The sequence below is a fragment of the Geobacillus sp. FJAT-46040 genome, assembly GCF_002335725.1.
Lineage (GTDB): Bacteria > Bacillota > Bacilli > Bacillales > Anoxybacillaceae > Geobacillus > Geobacillus thermoleovorans.
The window spans coordinates 3,255,374-3,271,404 of sequence record NZ_NISS01000001.1; the positions used below are offsets into that span (position 1 = coordinate 3,255,374).

The following is a 16,031-nucleotide window of genomic DNA, read 5'->3' on the forward strand; positions in this document are numbered from 1 at the left end:
ACCCGTGGTGCTAGTTGAGCTTTAGCGCTCAACTAGCCCAAGTGTAACCAGGGAATAAGCTAACAATATACCGTCTAGTGCCACTTCAAATCCGATAATCGAATTGGCTCGGATCCCCGTGATGTGATAGTGGTCAACCAGAACCGAGAACACCGTCTCGATCACTTTGCGTTTTTGTTGGATCCACTGCTCCCATGTCTCAGACGCACGATGTTTCTGGTTTTTTCGAGACGGAGTCCAAAGCGCCATTTGGTATTCTTCGTACAGCCTTTTTTGCAAGTCACGGCTAATGAATCCTTTGTCCCCAAAGTTATACGGGTGGGGAATTTGGGTCATCACGCTTTCGGCTGCGATTCGATCGTGGCAAGATGCTTCCGTCACCACATACCCCATCGGCAGCCCTTGATCGGTCACTTGAAGGTGCAGCTTCAACCCGTAGTACCATTGCTTTTTGGAAGCGCAATACCCGATGTCGGCGATCTCTTGAAACCGTTTAACGCGATGCATTCTTGCCGTATGGCACAACGGGAGCGGCAAGCTGTCAACGACGGCATAGGCATGATGTTGACCGCGTTTTGCCAGCTCATGCCGGATCCATTTGATGGCGAAACCAAGCGCCCGGCAACGGCGGTTGTATCGGGAGCGTTCAAGAAACGAGCCGTTTGTGAACAAATTTCCCGTGACAAAACGATGCCATGCCCGTTCGGATGTAAAACCGGGCAGCTTTCCTAAAAGATGAATGGCGATGATGACAGCGTCCTCTTGCTTGACCAAATGGCGATTTCGACGATGAAGATGCACCTGAATGCATGAAAGTTGAGCAGAAACAAAAACGAAAATGGCGGCATATTGCTTTTGAATCTTGGCTCGATCTGTAGTAAAATGAAAGTGCTCTTGCATGGGGATTCTCCTTTCGAATGGCAGGTCGCACTTTCATTCTACAGGAGATCCGCCAGCAAGGGCTATTTTTATGCTTGCTCAAGTTTATCTAGCACCACGGGTTAAGATAAATGTATTGAACCCCTTTTTGCGCCAACGAGCGGATGTAGCCGCTGGTCAGCCGTACGCCGCGCGACAAAAGGACGCTGCCGTTGGCGGCGAACAAGTCGACAGCGAGCACGTCGCCGCTTTTTGCATGAGAAATATGGATCTTTCGCATTGTTCACACACTCCGTACTTTCCACACCGATTAAGAAAAAACGCCCATGCCTATTTTACCATATTTTCCTATGATTTTCACAAAATCTTCGAAAATATTTTTGATTGAAGCAGGGGTTTGATGGGTAATGAAAAAATGTAGGGATCTATAGTTTGAAAATAAGGAGTGGTCAGCCATGATGTATCACATTCGCGGGGAAAACATCGAAGTCACGCCAGCGCTGCGCGAGTACGTGGAGAAAAAAATCGGCAAGTTGGAGCGCTATTTCGACCGCACCGATGACGTGAATGTCCATGTCAATTTAAAAGTCTACAACGATGGACAAGGGAAAATCGAAGTGACCATTCCGATGCCGCATTTGTTGCTGCGCGCTGAAGAGCGCCATGAGGATATGTATGCGGCGATCGATTTAGTAACCGATAAACTGGAGCGGCAAATCCGCAAACATAAAACGAAAGTCAATCGGAAGCTGCGTGACCGTGAGAAAGAAGCGAAGCTGGCTGCCCCTGTCTCGATCGGCGCTTCCGCAGCGGAGAATGAAGAGGAGTTTGAAATCGTGCGCACGAAACACTTCAGCTTGAAGCCGATGGACAGCGAAGAAGCGATTTTGCAGATGAACTTGTTGGGGCACAACTTCTTCATTTTCACGAACGCGGAAACGAACCGGACGAACATCGTCTACCGCCGCAAAGACGGAAAATACGGATTGATCGAGGCGAATTGAACAGCCTCCCTATGCGCATCCCCTGCTTTTTTGGGCAGGGGATGTTATAATATGCATGAGAAAAATCAAAATGGGGGAGAGCGATGGAGGAATTGTTGCGTCAAATCTTGTCCAAGTTGGACAACATGGAAAAAGGGTTTTTGGTGTTCCAAGAAGAAACTCGCCAACGGTTTGAGCAGATGGATGGCCGTTTGACGGAGATGAATGGACGCCTCGTCGGCCTCGAACAGGAAATGGGCGCGGTGAAAGAGCGGTTAGACCGTGTGGAAACGCGGTTGAATGGCGTAGAGGCCCGATTGGACGGCGTAGAGACCCGGTTGGATGGTGTAGAGTTCCGATTGGACGGCGTGGAAACGCGGTTGAATGGCGTAGAAACCCGGTTGGACGGCGTGGAAACGCGGTTGAATGGTGTGGAGACCCGGTTGGATGGTGTGGAAAACGAATTGAGGGAAGTGAAAGAGACGCTTCATCGGGTCGAAACGCAGCTTGTGGATGATGTGCAAATCTTGCTTCGCAAAATTCACGAAAAAGTGGAGGAGAAAAGTTTTGAAATTTATGCGCTGAACCGGCGGCTTCACCATGCGGAAGCGGCGATTGAGCAGCTTCAGTCCAAGGCGTGATTCCCTCTTTTGGACATGCCCCTCTCGAAAAGGCTGTTGATTTAGTGGAAAGTCGCGGAAAACAGATTCTTTCTCAAATTGAGAAGTTCTGTAAAATGACCGCTCCTGTTTCAGGCGAACGCAACGATTTCGGCGAAATTGGTCATTTTTCACCAGCCCTCTAAGCCTGTGCAACAGTTGTCACTGATCCCTGTATAATGATATGATGAAGAAGTGAGTCCATGAAAAATAAGGAGCGTTTCCTATGCTTGGAGTCTTAAAAAAAGTATTTGACCCGAACAAGCGTCAGTTGGCAAGGCTTGAGAAAATTGCCGATCAAGTCGACGCGCTCGGTCCGGAGATGGCCCGACTGTCCGATGAACAGCTGCGGCAAAAAACCGAGGAATTCAAAGCCCGCTACCAACAAGGCGAATCGCTCGATGATTTGCTTGTCGAGGCGTTTGCCGTTGTGCGCGAAGGGGCGAAGCGCGTCCTTGGCTTGTACCCATATAAAGTGCAAATTATGGGCGGCGTCGTCTTGCATGAGGGCGACATCGCCGAGATGAAAACCGGGGAAGGGAAAACGTTGACGGCGACGATGCCCGTCTATTTGAACGCCTTGACGGGGCGCGGCGTGCATGTCGTGACGGTCAACGAATACTTGGCGACGCGCGATGCGACGGAAATGGGCAAACTGTATGAGTTTTTAGGCATGACCGTCGGCTTGAACTTAAGCGGCATGTCGCGCGAGGAGAAGCAGGCGGCGTACAACGCCGACATTACGTACGGGACGAACAACGAGTTTGGCTTTGACTATTTGCGCGACAACATGGTGCTCTATAAAGAGCACATTGTGCAGCGGCCGCTCTATTATGCGATCATCGACGAGGTTGACTCGATTTTGATCGATGAAGCGCGGACGCCGCTCATCATTTCAGGGACGGCGCAGAAGTCGACCAAGCTGTATGTGCAGGCGAATGCGTTTGTCCGCACGTTGCGCAAAGATGTCGATTACACATACGATGAAAAAACGAAAAGCGTCCAGCTGACGGAAGAAGGAATCAACAAAGCGGAGCGCGCGTTTGGCATCGACAACTTGTTCGATTTGAAACACGTCACGCTCAACCACCATATTCAGCTGGCGCTAAGGGCGCACGTGACGATGCAGCGCGATGTCGACTATGTCGTGCAAGACGGAAAAGTGATCATCGTCGACCCGTTCACCGGGCGCTTGATGCACGGCCGCCGCTACAGCGATGGGCTTCATCAAGCCATTGAGGCGAAAGAGGGGCTCGAGATTCAAAACGAGTCGATGACCTTAGCCACGATCACGTTCCAAAACTATTTCCGCATGTACGAAAAATTGGCGGGGATGACGGGGACGGCGAAGACGGAAGAGGAAGAGTTCCGCAACATTTACAACATGCGCGTCGTCGTCATTCCGACGAATCGCCCGGTCATTCGTGAAGACCGTCCGGATTTGATTTATCGGACGATGGAAGGGAAGTTCCGCGCCGTGGTTGAGGACATCGCCGCCCGCCATGCGAAAGGGCAGCCCGTGCTTGTCGGCACGGTGGCGATCGAAACGTCCGAGATGTTGTCGGAGATGCTCAAAAAACGGGGCATCCCGCACAACGTCTTAAACGCGAAAAACCATGCGAAAGAGGCGGAAATCATCGCCCAAGCCGGGCAAAAAGGCGCGGTGACGATTGCGACGAACATGGCCGGGCGCGGGACGGACATTAAGCTTGGCGAAGGGGTAAAGGAGCTTGGCGGATTGGCCGTCATTGGCACGGAGCGTCACGAAAGCCGGAGGATCGATAACCAGCTGCGCGGCCGTTCCGGGCGTCAAGGCGATCCTGGGGTGTCGCAGTTTTACTTGTCGCTTGAAGACGAATTGATGCGCCGTTTCGGCTCGGAAAGCTTAATGGCGATGATGGACCGCCTTGGAATGGACGACTCGCAGCCGATCCAAAGCAAAATGGTGACACGGGCCGTTGAGTCGGCGCAAAAGCGGGTTGAAGGCAACAACTTCGACGCCCGCAAACAGCTGCTTCAATATGACGATGTCCTGCGCGAGCAGCGGGAAATCATTTACCGCCAGCGCTATGAAGTGCTCGATTCCGACAACTTGCGCGGCATTATCGAAAAGATGATCCAATCGGTCATTGAACGCGTCGTCAACGCTCATACGCCGAAAGAAGAGGTTCCGGAAGAATGGAATTTGAAAGGGCTCGTTGAGTATCTCAACGCCCATCTGCTTCCGGAAGGGGATGTAACGGAAGCTGACTTGCGCGGCAAAGAGCCCGAAGAGATGATCGAGCTCATTTGGGCGAAAGTGAAGGCGCGCTATGATGAGAAAGAAGCGCAAATCCCGCCGGAACAAATGCGCGAGTTTGAACGCGTCGTCGTCTTGCGCGCTGTCGATATGAAATGGATGAACCATATTGACGCGATGGAGCAGCTCCGCCAAGGCATCCATTTGCGCGCCTACGGGCAAGTCGACCCGTTGCGCGAATACCAAATGGAAGGCTATGCGATGTTTGAAAACATGATTGCCGCGATCGAAGAGGAAGTCGCGACGTATATCATGAAAGCGGAAATCCATCAAAACCTCGAACGCCAAGAAGTGGCGAAAGGCGAAGCCGTGCATCCGAAAGAAGACGGCGAAGAGCCGAAGCGAAAACCGGTCCGCAAGGCGGTGCGCGTCGGCCGCAACGAACCGTGCCCGTGCGGGAGCGGGAAAAAATATAAACATTGTTGCGGAAGAACGGTGTAACGGTTTATAAATAATAGGGGGGCGCTGCCTCCCTTTTGAATGGCAGATATGAACCATTGACATACTATATTCATGATGAGGTGAGGACAACATGATCGATTTGGTGGAAATTAAGCAAGAGCTTGAGAAAATGGCTAAGCGATTAGCGGAAATTAGGGGGTCTCTTTGACCTCGAAGCGAAGCAGGCGCGCATTCGCGAATTAGAAGAGCAAATGGCCGCGCCAAACTTTTGGGATGATCAAAAATCGGCGCAGGCGGTCATTTCCGAAGCGAATGCGCTCAAAGATCTCGTCGAGGAATTTTCCTCGCTTGAAGAACGGTTTGACAACTTGGAAGTGACGTACGAATTGTTCAAGGAAGAGCCGGATGACGAGCTCCAAGCTGAACTCGTCGAGGAAGCGAAAAAGCTGACAAAAGACTTCAGCGAGTTTGAGTTGCAGCTGCTGCTCAATGAGCCGTACGATCAAAACAATGCGATTTTGGAACTCCATCCCGGCGCGGGCGGCACGGAGTCGCAAGACTGGGCGTCGATGCTTTTGCGCATGTACACGCGCTGGGCGGAGAAAAAAGGGTTTAAAGTCGAGACGCTCGATTACCTCCCGGGCGAGGAAGCCGGGATTAAAAGCGTCACGCTGCTCATTAAAGGGCACAACGCTTACGGCTATTTAAAAGCGGAAAAAGGGGTGCATCGGCTGGTTCGCATCTCGCCGTTTGACGCCTCAGGCCGCCGCCATACGTCGTTCGTGTCGTGCGAGGTTGTGCCGGAATTGGATGATAACATTGAAATTGAGATCCGGCCGGAAGAGCTGAAAATCGACACGTACCGCTCAAGCGGCGCGGGCGGGCAGCACGTCAACACGACCGACTCGGCCGTGCGCATCACCCACTTGCCGACCGGGATCGTCGTCACGTGCCAATCGGAGCGGTCGCAAATCAAAAACCGCGAAAAAGCGATGAATATGTTGAAGGCGAAATTGTACCAAAAGAAACTCGAGGAGCAACAAGCCGAACTCGCTGAGCTGCGCGGCGAGCAAAAAGAAATCGGCTGGGGCAACCAAATTCGTTCGTACGTCTTCCATCCGTATTCGCTTGTCAAAGACCATCGGACGAACGTCGAGGTCGGCAATGTGCAAGCGGTGATGGATGGGGAAATTGATGTGTTTATTGACGCGTATTTGCGTGCGAAGTTGAAGTAAAGGGCGATCATCGGATCGTCCTTTTTTCCTTTATCATAGCAGACCATTATCGCGTTAACCGGCTGTCATTTACTTGCCAAAACGGGCATGCTATACTCACAGAGGAAGGTGGGGAAGCATGCGGAAGCGAAGAGAGAAGACCATGCCTCCGGCGGTGGAGGCGGCTTTGGAGTATGCGTATGTTCTGGTCGGCGCGGCAGTTGTCGCGGTGGCGTTTAACGTGTTTTTGCTGCCGAATCGGATCGCCTCGGGCGGGGTAAGCGGCATCAGCACGATTATGCACGCGCTGTTTGGCATTGAGCCTGCCTACGTCCAATGGGCGCTTAACATTCCGCTCTTTATCGCTGGCGTTGTGCTTTTGGGCCGGCAGTTTGGCGTCAAGACGTTTGTCGGAACGGTGTTTTTGCCGCTGGTCGTCTACATGACGAAAGGGATGGAGCCGGCAACGACGAATCCGCTTCTTGGCGCGATCTTTGGCGGTATCGGTGTCGGACTCGGCCTTGGCATTGTATTTCGCGGCCGCGCTTCGACGGGCGGCACCGATTTGGCGGCGCAAATCATCCATAAATATACCGGGCTGTCGCTCGGCATGTGTGTGATTTTGATTGACGGCTTGATCGTGTTGACCGCGGCGTTTGTCTTTGACATTGAGCGAGCGCTCTACGCGCTGATCGCCTTGTATGTGACGAGCAAAACGATCGACCTCGTCCAAGTCGGGCTTGGCTATTCGAAAATTGCCTTGATTATTACCAATGAAGAGGAAAAAGTGCGCCGCGCCATTTTGCACGAAATCGATCGCGGGGTAACGCGGCTGCCGGCGTACGGCGGTTACACGGAACATGAGCGGCCGGTGTTGATGTGCGTCGTCGCGCAATCGGAGTTCACAAAATTGAAACAATTGGTCCGAACCATTGATCCGACAGCGTTTGTCGTCGTGGCCAACGCCGCCGAAGTGCTTGGAGAGGGATTTCAACGTACGTAAAGCGGAAAAAATCGGTTATAATAAAGGAGAATGAAATTTTTGTTTTCTGGGGGGAGTTCGCCATGAAGTGGAAGTTGGCTGCGATGTTCCTTGGCGTTTCGCTCGCGCTTGCAGCATGTGGCGGCGGTGGCGGGGACAACGCTGGGGAGAAAAACGGCGGCAATAACAACGGTGGAGGGGATACCGTTGCCGCTGCTGAACAAATCTATCAGCAAAACTGTGCATCATGCCACGGGCAAGACCTTTCGGGCGGGGTCGGCCCGAACTTGCAAAAGGTTGGAAGCAAGTACTCCAAAGAGCAGATCAAAGAGATCATTGTCAACGGCCGCGGCGCCATGCCGGCCGGAATCATCAAAGGGGAAGACGCTGATAAAGTGGCCGAGTGGCTGGCCGCGAAAAAATAATGGATGGATGTTTCTGACTCTTTGAAAGAAAAGATCGTTTCACTCAAGGAAAGTGCACCGCCTTGTTCGCTCAAGAACGGGGCGGTGTTTTCTGTTTTTGCGTCTTTTGTCCTAGTTTCTCCATTGTTCCCCATTTGAAATATAAATGTAAAATTCGACAATAGAAAATCGTGTTATAATAATCCTTGCGGAATTTTGCGGGATTCATTCGAAACAGCTCGAGAAATGGCAACAGGAAAGTCGAAAATAGGTGATGATGATGATTGAAATGCAAGATGTATACAAAACGTATCCAAACGGCGTTGTGGCGCTAAACGGCATCAACGTTCGCATCAAGCAAGGAGAATTCGTCTACGTCGTTGGGCCCAGCGGAGCTGGGAAGTCGACGTTTATTAAAATGATGTACCGCGAGGAAAAGCCGACGAGCGGGACCATTATGGTCAACGGCGTCAACCTTGCCAAGCTGAAAGACAGCAAAGTTCCTCTTTTGCGCCGCCATATCGGCGTTGTGTTTCAAGATTTCAAGCTGCTTCCGAAGCTCAATGTCTATGAAAATGTGGCGTTTGCGTTGGAAGTCATTGAAGAATCGCCGAAAGCGATCCGCCAAAAAGTGATGGAAGTACTCGACTTAGTCGGCCTCAAACATAAAGTCCGCTCTTACCCGAACGAACTGTCCGGGGGCGAACAGCAGCGCGTTTCGATTGCCCGCTCAATCGTCAACTCCCCGAAGATCGTGATTGCCGACGAACCGACAGGAAACTTGGACCCGGAAACCTCATGGGGCATTGTGGAGCTGTTTGAAAAAATCAATGACCGGGGAACGACGATTGTGATGGCGACTCACAACAAAGAGATCGTCAACGCGACCCGGCGGCGCGTCATCGCCATCGAAAACGGGAAAATCGTCCGCGACGAGGCGAGGGGGGAATACGGCTATGACGCTTCATACGTTTAAGCGCCACGTCCGGGAGAGCATGAAAAGCCTCGGCCGCAACGGTTGGATGACATTTGCGTCCGCGAGCGCCGTTACGGTGACGCTGTTGCTTGTCGGTGTCTTTTTTGTCGTCATGTTCAACATCAACCATTTTGCCCAGAAAGTCGAAAACGATGTCGAAATTCGCGTCCATATCGAGCTGACCGCTGACAGCCGGCAAAAAAACGCTTTGCGCCGGCAAATTGAAGCCATTCCAAACGTGAAGGAAGTGCGCTATTCATCAAAGGACGAAGAGCTGAAGCGGCTGATCAAAAGCATGGGGGACGAAGGCTCGTCGTTCCGCTTATTTGAACAGGACAATCCGTTGAGCGATGTATACGTCGTGAAAGCGGCCCATCCGCAAGATACGGTGAAAATCGCCAAACAAATCGAAACATTGCCGTTCGTCCATAAAGTCAATTATGGCCAAGGGACGGTCGAGAAGCTGTTTGACGCGCTGAAAGTGGCGCGCAACGTCGGGCTCGTGCTCATTCTCGGATTGTTGTTTACGGCGATGTTTCTCATTTCCAACACGATCAAAATTACGATTTTCGCCCGCCGCCGCGAAATCGAAATTATGCGGCTCGTGGGCGCGACGAACGGGTTTATCCGCTGGCCGTTCTTTTTGGAAGGGCTATGGCTTGGAATGCTTGGCGCTCTCTTCCCGATCGCGGCGCTTTCGATCGTGTACTACAACGTGTATCAAGTGTATGAACAGTGGGTTTCCTTGCCGTTTTTTGAACTTCTTCCGTTTTCGCCGTTTATGTGGCAGTTGAGCGCACTGCTGCTGGCGATTGGCGCGGGCATCGGCGTCTGGGGAAGCGTTATGTCTGTGCGCAAGTTTTTAAAAGTATAAATGATAGAAAGGGAGAGGGGAAAGATGAAAAAGAAACGCATGTTGGCGCTCGCTGTTGCCGGGGCGCTTGGGCTGGGCATTCTCCCGCCGGCGGCGGACGCCGTCAGCACTCGTGATATCGAACAAAAGCGGAGCGAGATCGACGCGCTTCGTTCGAAACGGTCAGAGGTGCAGGAAAAAATCAGCGAGGCGCAAAAAAACATCGAAGCCCTTCAGTCGCAACAAAAACAAGTCGCCAACGATATTGAAAAGCTGAACATGGCCATTGAGGAAACGAGCGGCAAAATCCGCAACGTCAGCGCAGATATTGACCAAACGGAGCAAGCCATTGACCAATTGAAACAAGAAATTGCCGAAATTCAAGAACGGATTGAAAAGCGGAATGAAATTTTGAAGGAGCGGCTTCGTTCCTTGCAGGAAAGCGGCGGAGCGATCAGCTACTTGGAAGTGTTGCTCGGCGCGCAAAGCTTCAGCGACTTCATTGACCGGATGAGCGCCGTGACGACGATCATGGAAGCGGACCAACAAATCATCCGCGAGCAGGAAGCTGATAAAACGTTAAAAGAGAAAAAGGAAGCCGAATTGACGGAGAAGCGGAACAAGCTGCAAGCGGATTTGCAAGAATTGAAGCAGCTGCAGGCCGAACTGGCTGGCCAGCTCGAACAAAAAAATCGCCTGATGGCCGATTTGAAGCAAAAAGAGGAAGAAGAGCATGATCATAAGATGGCGCTTGAAGAAGAAAAAGAACTGATCGCCAAACAAGAAGCGGCAGTGAAACAACAGCTTGCCGAACTTGAGCGGCAAAAACGGGCCGAAGAAGAAGCGAAACAGAGAGGACGTACATATGCCTCGCCAAACGGTGGAGGAGCGTCATCAGGAGAAACGCCATCGGGCGGCAGCACACCGCCTGTGTCGAGCGGGGCCTTCACCCGTCCAGCCAACGGGCCGATCACCTCGGGCTTTGGCTACCGGTTTGGCGGCACGGACTTCCATCCGGGAGTCGACATCGGCAAGCGGGCTGCTGTCGTTCCCGTTGTGGCGGCCGCAGATGGCATCGTGTTCCGGTCCTATTATTCTAGCAGCTATGGCAACGTCATTTTCATCAGTCATGTGATTAATGGGCAAACCTATATGACCGTGTATGCTCATTTAGAAGCGCGTCTTGTTGGCGAAGGGCAGCACGTCCGCAAAGGGCAAGTTATCGGTTATATGGGTAATACTGGGAATTCGACCGGTCCGCACCTTCATTTTGAACTGCACCGCGGCGGCTGGAACCAAGGAAAAACGAATGCGGTCGATCCGCTTGACTATATTCCTTTCTAATTTCGAATGGTAGGTGGCATTGCGCAACTTGTCTGTCTATGAGGCGGACAAGTTGCGTATTTTTTTGATTGATTGGACATCAAGGAAAATGGTTTGGCTGCATCACATTCCCCCCTTGACTCTGTACCTTAGTACACTGTTTATCTTTCCGATTTGGAAGCCGGGCATGAGCTGACGTTTACTCAGCCAGAAGGGCGGAACATCTTTGTCTTTGTCATTGAGGGGGATTTGGCGTTAAACGGCGAGGCCCATCTCGAACGGCGCGATGCGGCCCGTATTACGGACACGCCGGCGCTTCGCTTGGTGACGAACGAAGGAGCGCAGTTCATGCTCATTGATTTGCCCAAAGAGAAGTAAGAGCATTTCGTTTTTGTGCGGTTCATTGGTTTGGCTTCCATTTCTAGGAGGCTGGTGATTTAATCGTGAATACGGCTTTACCATGTCATTTCTCAATTAGAAAAACCTTGTTGCATCGATCCTGCTTTTCGCCCATTCCCCCCATTGAGTAAGGGAATCAGCCGTTTTTCACCGCCCTCCTAGATCGTGCCAAGAAGACGAATCAAAAAGAGGCATCGTTCGCCGCCAAGGGCGAGGGGTGCCTCTTTTTTCCGTTCTGTATGAGTTGAGAAATCAACAAGGAGCGTGTAAACTAGTAAAGGATAGACAACGAATGAGCATACTCGGTACAAGCCTAACATATGATGGAGATAAAGGCATGGCACGGCGTTTGGGCGGTGCTTTTCCTTTTCTCATTGGCGGAAGCCGCCGCCGTCTAGGCGGCAGAGGCGTCCGCTTGCTTCACCGAAGGAGAACGAAGAGACCCCCTTTCCCTTCCGTTGCAGGCAATGGAAAGGGCAGGTTTAGGGTGAGGAGGAAGCAACGTGAAAAAATCGACGACGGCCGCACTCATGGCCATCTCGATGCTCATCGGGGCCGGCGGGACGTATGCCGGTTTGCAGCTGGCTGGCGGAGCAGAAGACGGGCCGATGCCGGCGGCCATTTCTGAGGAACTGTCCAAGACGGCCAGCGATCATGACGAAATGAAAAAAGTCCGCCAGGCGTACGAACTCATTAAAAACCGGTATGTGGAAAAAGTGGATGAAGAAACATTAACGGAAGGCGCCATTCAAGGGATGATCGACACGCTCGATGATCCGTATTCCGTCTACATGGATGCGGAAACGACGGAGCAGTTCAACGAGTCGCTCGACTCGTCGTTTGAAGGAATCGGCGCCGAAGTGAGCATGATCGACGGCAAGGTGACGATCGTGGCTCCGATCAAAAACTCGCCGGCGGAAAAAGCGGGGCTGAAGCCGAACGACCAAATTTTGCGAGTGAACGGGGAAAGCCTAGAGGGGCTTGACTTGTATGAAGCGGTGCTGAAAATCCGCGGCAAAAAAGGGACGACAGTGGAGCTTGACATTTTGCGCCCCGGCGTCAAAAACGTGATGAAAGTCAAAGTCGTCCGCGACAAAATTCCGATTCAGACGGTGTATGACTCGATCAAAACATACAACGGCAAAAAGGCGGGCTATTTGCAAATTACGTCGTTTTCGGAAAACACAGCCGCCGATTTTAAAAAGAAATTGGCGAAGCTTGAGGCCGAACATATTGATGGCTTGATCATCGATGTGCGCGGCAACCCGGGCGGCTATTTGCAAAGCGTTGAGGAAATTTTGAAACAGCTCATCCCGAAAGGCAAACCATATGTGCAAATTGAAGAACGCGATGGCGATCGGCAAAAGTTTTATTCCGATTTAACGGCGAAAAAGCCATACCCGATCGTTGTGCTCATCGACAAAGGAAGCGCATCCGCGTCAGAGATTTTGGCCGGAGCGATGAAGGAAGCGGGCGGCTACAAGCTGGTCGGCGAGGCAACGTTCGGCAAAGGGACGGTGCAGCAGGCGATTCCGATGGGCGACGGCAGCAACATCAAATTGACGCTGTACAAATGGCTGACGCCGGACGGGCATTGGATCCATAAAAAAGGGATCAAGCCGGATGTCGCGGTGGCGCAGCCGGATTATTTCCACGTCGCTCCGCTTCATGTGGAAAAACCGCTTCGGTATGACATGAACGACGAGCAAATCGCCAATGCGCAAAAAATGCTCAAAGGGCTTGGGTTCGACCCGGGCCGCACGGACGGCTACTTCAGCAAAGAAACCGAACAAGCCGTTCAAGCGTTCCAAAAAGCGAATCAGCTGCCGGTTACGGGACGAATCGATGAGACGACGGCGGATGTGCTGCAAACGAAAATCATGGAAGCCGTCCGCGATCCGAAGCATGATGTGCAGCTGAAAAAAGCGCTTGGCGTGTTGTTTCCGTCGTAAGCGAGCCAATGATGACGAGTAAAGAGAAAAGGTGCCTCTGACAACGCAGAGGCACCCTTTTCTTTGTGACTGATTTGCCTGTGGACTATCGCTGGCTTCCTACAAATGGGCTGGTGTTTTCTCCTTTTCTGATGGAAGCGGCAGCTGCACGGTTTTTTCGACCGCAAACCGGGGCCGCCGTTTCACCTCTTGATACATTTTGCCGATGTATTCCCTGATGAGGCCGAGGCTCATGAGCACCAGCCCGCCGATGAACCAAATGGAGATCATGAGCGACGTCCAGCCTGATTCGGCGTGCCCGAGAAGTTTGCTGATGAGGGCGTACAGCCCGGCTGCACCGCTCGCGAGAAAGGCCAAAAAACCGATGAGCGTAATGGCGCGAATCGGTGCGACGCTCAAGGACGTGATGCCGTCAAAGGCGAAGGCGAGCATCTTTTTGAGCGGGTATTTCGACTGTCCAGCCCACCGCTCATGCCGGTCGTAAAAGACGCACGTCGAGCGGAAGCCGACGAGCGGAACCAACCCGCGCAAAAAGAGATTGACTTCCGTGTAACGGCTCAGTTCATCTTCGCTTCGTTGAAGTGGGAGTCTTCTCGCCTAATTAAGATAAAACTGCTCGAACGATGGCGTGCCAGCGAGGCGATAGCGGATTTCCTCGTTAAACCCGCCAAGCAAAAGCAGCTGCAGCGCCAAGGCGATCGGCACGAGGCGCCGCCATGCGGTCCGTTCCTTGGCTAAGATTTGCAAGGCCAAGGCAAAATCGACGTAAATGACCATCGGCCGCAAAAAATGGAAGCGGGCGAAATTGAACGTATTCAAAAGTGAAATCCGTTCTTTCAGCGGCTGCCACCCTTTGTAAAACCAAAACGCATACCAAGCCGATAAGGCGATGTTCAACCAAAACAGCAAAAGGAAGCGCCGCTCCAATGACCCGCGCTGACGGCGGCGCAAAACGAGAAAAAACGCCGCCCAAAGCACCGGCAAGATGATCGGCCCATGGACGGTCATCACATGCGTATGGCAGAGCACATAATTTTTCAACGTTAAACGAAGACAATGGACGAAGCTGAGCCGCGAGGAGAGGAACTCGTTCCGGCTCGTCGGTTCGCCGCTGAAGACAAGCGAGTACACGAGGCGGTACTCGATGGCCAAAAAGATGCCGGTCATGAGGGCGATCGCGGCGAAAAACCGCTTGTTCCACTGCTTGCGGACAACGCCGTCAAACAGCCACACCGCCGCCATCGCGGCGAGGAAAAAGAAAAATCCGAGCACAAAGCTGGCGTAAAACGGAAGCAAGATGATCGCAAGCCATTCTTTCCATGTCGCTTCTCCGTTGCGGATCGACAGAAACGCCCAAAGCGCCAGCGGCATGCCGAGCGTGCTTAACATGCCGGACGGCCAAAACGGTGTCAGCGCAAAAGCAAGCGCCGCCCCGACGCGAATGAGCCATGATTCCGGTGAAGGCAAAAAGTGGCGCCTGAGCAGCCAATACATGCCTAAAAAGGCGAATACCCTCGTGATCGTCTGGCTGATGGCGTACGCCACCATGGAGGGAAACAAAGCGTGCAGCCACACGATGCCGCTGAATTCTGTGCCGAAGGCGTTGCGCGGCAACCCGTTGATCACTTGCGGGATGACGGCATCGATTGGGCCAAATAGTTGGCCGCTGCGAACGAGCACGCGATACCAGGCGATGTTCGAATCCATATTGTCGTGCACGCGAATATGGGCGTGTTCGCCTAACATGTACAGCGGAGAAAGGTAGAGAGCCAATACGATGAACGCGATGGCGACCGCTTTTCGTTCTCTTTGTTCCATCTCGCGCGCCCTCCTTTCCCATACGGGAAGATTGCACAACATGGTCCATTATAAACCGCTGCGATTAAAAAAGCATAAAAAATTGTAAAGAAGTAGTGAAGGGGGAGAACAAGGGGAAAGAAGCAACCAAAAAAACACCCTGCGTCAAGCAGGGAGGATGGAACCATTAGGCAAACAACCCCATCACCCGCCCAAGGCCGCGCCGTTTCTGCTTTGGTTCGTCCGATGTTTCATGGGAGGAAGGCGGCCGATTGTTCAGCTGCTGTTCAAGGCGGGCGACAAGCTGCTCCAACGCAGTGAGGCGGGCGACGATTTCTTCCATTTCTTGGCGGTGATGCAACAGTTGAATGGAGACGACGTCATCTGCTTTTTGCTCCAGTTGCTGCTCGAGTTGATCAAGGCGCAGGGAGACGCGGCTGATTTCCGGTCCGACATATTCTTGAAACAGGGCATGAATAGGAACGTTCGGCGGCGATGTTGAAGGACGGCTAGGGGCCGGCGGTGTTTTCGGTTCTGCTTTCGGCTGCGTTTCCAGCGCGGCGCCTTGTTCAAATTTGACCCGTTCGAGCAAGGCGACTGTTTTTTCATCAAACAAGTAGTGGCCGGCCTCGTTTCTCCGCAACGGAATGTTGTATTTGCGCACCCAGCGCTGGATCGTTTTCGGCGATACACCAAGGCGAATAGCGACGTCGGACGTTTTCAATTCCATCGTTTCACTCCTCCTTGTTTCGTCTTGTTTATCCTTTTTCCTCTGCATCTTTGAAAATCCTTCCCAGCCGACAAAACTAGTGTTGATTCGGCAAAGAAAGTGGAAAACAGCGAAGATTCGCCATTGGCGAAAAAAGATGGCTGTGGGCATGGGAATTGGCCATGCCATTTGGTAGAATA

At 52.4% G+C, this 16,031-nt stretch carries 13 protein-coding genes and 3 pseudogenes; 11 read left to right on the top strand and 5 right to left on the bottom strand.

All coding sequences use genetic code 11. From position 1 onward, the window contains the following. Nucleotides 1-21 precede the first annotated feature (21 nt). A complete protein-coding gene (locus CD000_RS17345; RefSeq protein ID WP_096226164.1) occupies nucleotides 22-900 on the bottom strand; it encodes an IS982 family transposase in 879 nt (292 codons plus the stop codon). An 88-nt stretch (nucleotides 901-988) separates the two neighbouring features. Next, nucleotides 989-1,159: a hypothetical protein gene (locus tag CD000_RS17350; protein WP_233130482.1), complete on the bottom strand. Its 171-nt coding sequence runs from the start codon at nucleotides 1,157-1,159 to the stop codon at nucleotides 989-991. A 175-nt stretch (nucleotides 1,160-1,334) separates the two neighbouring features. Between CD000_RS17350 and hpf the strand changes: the two genes are divergently transcribed. From hpf to CD000_RS17405, 11 genes and pseudogenes are all read left to right on the top strand, one after another. Beyond that, the gene (gene hpf / locus CD000_RS17355; protein ID WP_096226165.1) at nucleotides 1,335-1,883 is read left to right on the top strand and encodes a ribosome hibernation-promoting factor, HPF/YfiA family; all 549 of its coding nucleotides are present in this window, start codon (nucleotides 1,335-1,337) and stop codon (nucleotides 1,881-1,883) included. Nucleotides 1,884-1,966: 83 nt separating this feature from the next. Beyond that, a complete protein-coding gene (locus CD000_RS17360) occupies nucleotides 1,967-2,503 on the top strand; it encodes a hypothetical protein (RefSeq protein WP_096226166.1) in 537 nt (178 codons plus the stop codon). A 244-nt stretch (nucleotides 2,504-2,747) separates the two neighbouring features. Then, complete coding sequence (secA, locus tag CD000_RS17365) at nucleotides 2,748-5,261, top strand: preprotein translocase subunit SecA (protein ID WP_096226167.1); 2,514 nt, start codon at nucleotides 2,748-2,750, stop codon at nucleotides 5,259-5,261. 91 nt (nucleotides 5,262-5,352) lie between these two features. Then, a protein-coding gene (gene prfB / locus CD000_RS17370; RefSeq protein ID WP_143425259.1) for a peptide chain release factor 2 occupies nucleotides 5,353-6,457 on the top strand; the annotation gives its coding sequence in 2 pieces (ribosomal slippage) (nucleotides 5,353-5,427 and nucleotides 5,429-6,457; 1,104 coding nt in all). 118 nt (nucleotides 6,458-6,575) lie between these two features. Next, nucleotides 6,576-7,439, top strand: coding sequence for a YitT family protein (locus CD000_RS17375; RefSeq protein ID WP_096226168.1), 864 nt, complete (start codon nucleotides 6,576-6,578; stop codon nucleotides 7,437-7,439). Between the two features lie 62 nt (nucleotides 7,440-7,501). Further along, a complete protein-coding gene (gene cccB, locus CD000_RS17380; protein ID WP_096226169.1) occupies nucleotides 7,502-7,843 on the top strand; it encodes a cytochrome c551 in 342 nt (113 codons plus the stop codon). A 259-nt stretch (nucleotides 7,844-8,102) separates the two neighbouring features. Continuing rightward, on the top strand, nucleotides 8,103-8,798 hold the full coding sequence (ftsE, locus tag CD000_RS17385; RefSeq protein WP_096226170.1) for a cell division ATP-binding protein FtsE: 696 nt from the start codon (nucleotides 8,103-8,105) through the stop codon (nucleotides 8,796-8,798). Beyond that, the gene (gene ftsX, locus CD000_RS17390; RefSeq protein WP_096226171.1) at nucleotides 8,779-9,672 is read left to right on the top strand and encodes a permease-like cell division protein FtsX; all 894 of its coding nucleotides are present in this window, start codon (nucleotides 8,779-8,781) and stop codon (nucleotides 9,670-9,672) included. The genes ftsE and ftsX overlap by 20 nt, the downstream gene beginning before the upstream one ends. 24 nt (nucleotides 9,673-9,696) lie before the next feature. Further along, on the top strand, nucleotides 9,697-10,995 hold the full coding sequence (locus CD000_RS17395; RefSeq protein WP_096226172.1) for a murein hydrolase activator EnvC family protein: 1,299 nt from the start codon (nucleotides 9,697-9,699) through the stop codon (nucleotides 10,993-10,995). 135 nt (nucleotides 10,996-11,130) lie between these two features. Continuing rightward, a pseudogene (locus CD000_RS17400) lies at nucleotides 11,131-11,352 on the top strand (pirin family protein); the annotation flags it as partial. Nucleotides 11,353-11,876: 524 nt separating this feature from the next. After that, nucleotides 11,877-13,325 (top strand): S41 family peptidase, encoded by a 1,449-nt coding sequence (locus CD000_RS17405; RefSeq protein WP_096226173.1) that lies wholly within the window; start codon nucleotides 11,877-11,879, stop codon nucleotides 13,323-13,325. Between the two features lie 99 nt (nucleotides 13,326-13,424). On the opposite strand, the pseudogene CD000_RS17410 reads toward CD000_RS17405, so the two are convergent. From CD000_RS17410 to CD000_RS17420, 3 genes and pseudogenes are all read right to left on the bottom strand, one after another. Next, a pseudogene (locus tag CD000_RS17410) lies at nucleotides 13,425-13,901 on the bottom strand (glycosyltransferase); the annotation flags it as partial. 30 nt (nucleotides 13,902-13,931) lie between these two features. Continuing rightward, a pseudogene (locus tag CD000_RS17415) lies at nucleotides 13,932-15,143 on the bottom strand (DUF6044 family protein); the annotation flags it as partial. A 166-nt stretch (nucleotides 15,144-15,309) separates the two neighbouring features. After that, the gene (locus tag CD000_RS17420; protein WP_096226174.1) at nucleotides 15,310-15,852 is read right to left on the bottom strand and encodes a MerR family transcriptional regulator; all 543 of its coding nucleotides are present in this window, start codon (nucleotides 15,850-15,852) and stop codon (nucleotides 15,310-15,312) included. Between the last annotated feature and the right edge of the window lie 179 nt (nucleotides 15,853-16,031).

Coding starts and splice junctions, on each gene's coding strand:
- CD000_RS17345 (WP_096226164.1), bottom strand. CDS start 900: ATGCAAGAGCACTTTCATTTTACTACAGATCGAGCCAAGATTCAAAAG.
- CD000_RS17350 (WP_233130482.1), bottom strand. CDS start 1,159: ATGCGAAAGATCCATATTTCTCATGCAAAAAGCGGCGACGTGCTCGCT.
- hpf (WP_096226165.1), top strand. CDS start 1,335: ATGATGTATCACATTCGCGGGGAAAACATCGAAGTCACGCCAGCGCTG.
- CD000_RS17360 (WP_096226166.1), top strand. CDS start 1,967: ATGGAGGAATTGTTGCGTCAAATCTTGTCCAAGTTGGACAACATGGAA.
- secA (WP_096226167.1), top strand. CDS start 2,748: ATGCTTGGAGTCTTAAAAAAAGTATTTGACCCGAACAAGCGTCAGTTG.
- CD000_RS17375 (WP_096226168.1), top strand. CDS start 6,576: ATGCGGAAGCGAAGAGAGAAGACCATGCCTCCGGCGGTGGAGGCGGCT.
- cccB (WP_096226169.1), top strand. CDS start 7,502: ATGAAGTGGAAGTTGGCTGCGATGTTCCTTGGCGTTTCGCTCGCGCTT.
- ftsE (WP_096226170.1), top strand. CDS start 8,103: ATGATTGAAATGCAAGATGTATACAAAACGTATCCAAACGGCGTTGTG.
- ftsX (WP_096226171.1), top strand. CDS start 8,779: ATGACGCTTCATACGTTTAAGCGCCACGTCCGGGAGAGCATGAAAAGC.
- CD000_RS17395 (WP_096226172.1), top strand. CDS start 9,697: ATGAAAAAGAAACGCATGTTGGCGCTCGCTGTTGCCGGGGCGCTTGGG.
- CD000_RS17420 (WP_096226174.1), bottom strand. CDS start 15,852: ATGGAATTGAAAACGTCCGACGTCGCTATTCGCCTTGGTGTATCGCCG.